Genomic DNA, 2,326 nt, shown 5'->3' with positions numbered 1-2,326 from the left:
CGGCAAAGCTCTGGCCGCGGTTGGTGGAGCAACTGAAGGTTTACGGTCTGGCGAACGGGGTTTGCCTGACGACTGCGCCGGGAGATGCGAGCGATTTGACGCGCCGGGCGCTGCGGGCCGGCCACGACACCGTGATCGCGGTGGGGGCGATGGCACGCTCAACGAGGTGGTGAACGGCTTTTTTGCCGGCGGAGAGATGATAAATCCGGCGGCAAGGCTGGGTATCGCCTGCTGTGGCACGGGCGCCGATTTCGTTAGGAGTGTCGGACTGCCATCCGGCCTCGCCGCTGTGCCGCACCTAGCTGCCGGACGGACGGTGGCATTCGACCTTGGACTGGCGACCTTCCGCGGCTTCGATGGTGTATCTACCGAACTCTTTTTCCTGAACTTCGCTGACCTCGGCATGGGCGGCGAGACGGTGGCGCGGGTCAATCGGACTACCAAAGTGCTGGGTGGCTTCGTGTCGTTCTTGTGGGGCGCGGTGGCCACCATTTTGAAGTATCGATGCACGATGGCCGAGATCGCGATTGACGACGGCGAGCCCGTGCGGTCCTACTCTGAAAATACGGTTCCCCCAAGCGTTGGTTTTGCCACTAGGCGGCCTCCTTGGCGGACTCGATGGAGACCTTGAGGCCCATGGCCTCCAGTCGACGTACTAGGCGGTTCTGAATCACCGTTTGGTCGCGGAGGTCGTAGTAGTTGCCACCTAGGTCATGATACTCGGAGCCTTCCTTGATCATATGATACGCAATGATGAGAATGTGATGACCAACTGCTACTGCAGCCCGTTTCCCGCCTCGACGACTGGCCAGCCGTCGATATTTGGCAGACAAATGACTATCTCGCTTGTGCCCAGCCGCATGACCAGCTTGTACCAAGGCTTGGCTCAGGGCGCTGTTCCCTTTACGCGTCCTGCCACTCTTGCGTTTACCCGCACTCTCATTGTTCCCCGGCGACATCCCCGCCCAAGAGGCCAGATGATCGGCAGTGGGAAAGCGGCTCATGTCTGTCCCTATCTCCGCTATTATGATCTCTGTCACGATTCGACCAACGCCCGGTATCTCGTCCAGGCGCTGGATAAGCTGCTCAAAAGGGCGGACACGGTCTCCAATCTCTTTGTTAAGACGCTCAATCAGTTCGTCCAGAGTGTCAATGTGCGCCAGTTGCTGGGCCACAAGAAAGCGCTGGTGAGGCCGGAACTGGCCCTCAAGAGCCTTCTCCAACTGGGGAATCTTCTCCCGCATACTCCCCTTGGCCAGTTCCGCCATCTCCTTGGGGTCGGCCTTGCCTTCCAGCATGGCCGCCAGCATCTTCCGACCGGACACCCCCATAATGTCGGTGGCCACCGAACTCAGCCTGATGTTGGCTCCCTCTAAAGTCTTCTGCAAGCGGTTTACCTCTGCACTCCGCTCCTCGATGATGGAGGTACGATAGCGGGTAAGGTCCCTCAGTTCTCGCTGCTCCCGGTCGGGAACGAAGCTAGCCCTCAGCAGTCCATGGCGCAACAGGTCGGCGATCCATTCACAATCCCTGACGTCGGTCTTACGTCCCGGCACAGTCTTGATGTGCTGAGGATTGACCAGAATCAGTTGAAAGTTGTCCTCCAAGATGTTGAAGATCGGCTTCCAGTATTCCCCGGTACTCTCCATAGCCACGTGAGTGATGCCACAGGCCGAAAGCCACTCCGAGAGCTTGATGATGTCCTCAGTCATGGTGCCGAAAGTGCGAATCTCCTTCCTAATCTGGCCCTTCGTCCCCGGCACGATGACGCAGGCCGCGATGCTCTTCTTGTGGATATCCAATCCGCAACAATGAGTGTGAACGAGTTCCATGACTTCCTCCTTCTACTGATGAGACGACCGGGAGGGGTGCCAGACGTTAAACAGAATCTACTCTGCGTGCTTCCCTTGCGGGAGCAACAATTGGTGGTGCCTGGGACACCCAGTGTCAGACTTCTGCGCGGGCTCGCAGCACCAAGGACTACCGACCTCTACACCCGGCCTGTCTGGTGAGAAGAATAGCATATCACCAGACAATTTTCATTATTGGTGGTGCCCCGGGGGGCATGCTTGACTTCTGAGAAGGACCGAATGACCGTACCCGGCTTGAGCGCGCAGTGCGCCGGTGGGGCAAACTGAGAGCTCCGTCTTTGCTACGAGGCCAGCGGTGCTGGGTTTGTTATCAAGAGATGGCTCGATAGTCTTGGGGTACACTGCGACGTGATTGCTCCTTCCCTAATCCCGAGAGCCCCCGGTGAGCGGGTGAAGACCGATAAGCGGGATGCCCGCAAGCTGGCCACGCTTTACGCTGGTGGTGTGCTACAGGC

The 2,326-nt window shown here is 58.6% G+C and carries 2 protein-coding genes and 1 pseudogene; 2 read left to right on the top strand and 1 reads right to left on the bottom strand.

The genetic code is table 11. The annotated features are described in order from the left end of the window. A partial coding sequence (locus Q7L55_03780) for a diacylglycerol kinase family protein (GenBank protein ID MDO8731677.1) occupies positions 1-631 on the top strand: 631 nt, incomplete at its 5' end. Here the strand turns inward: Q7L55_03780 and Q7L55_03775 are convergent. After that, entirely contained in the window at positions 594-1,832 is a 1,239-nt protein-coding gene (locus tag Q7L55_03775; protein ID MDO8731676.1) for an IS110 family transposase, read from the bottom strand. The genes Q7L55_03780 and Q7L55_03775 overlap by 38 nt on opposite strands. Before the next feature lie 321 nt (positions 1,833-2,153). Between Q7L55_03775 and Q7L55_03770 the strand changes: the two are divergent. Beyond that, positions 2,154-2,326, top strand: a pseudogene (locus Q7L55_03770) (IS110 family transposase).

Source organism: Actinomycetota bacterium, from assembly GCA_030650795.1.
Classification (GTDB): Bacteria; Actinomycetota; Actinomycetes; order S36-B12; family S36-B12; genus UBA11398.
This window is presented reverse-complemented; position numbering and strand designations above follow the sequence as displayed.

Excerpts from the sequence above, each read along its gene's own strand:
- Q7L55_03775 (MDO8731676.1), bottom strand. The coding sequence starts at position 1,832 with ATGGAACTCGTTCACACTCATTGTTGCGGATTGGATATCCACAAGAAG.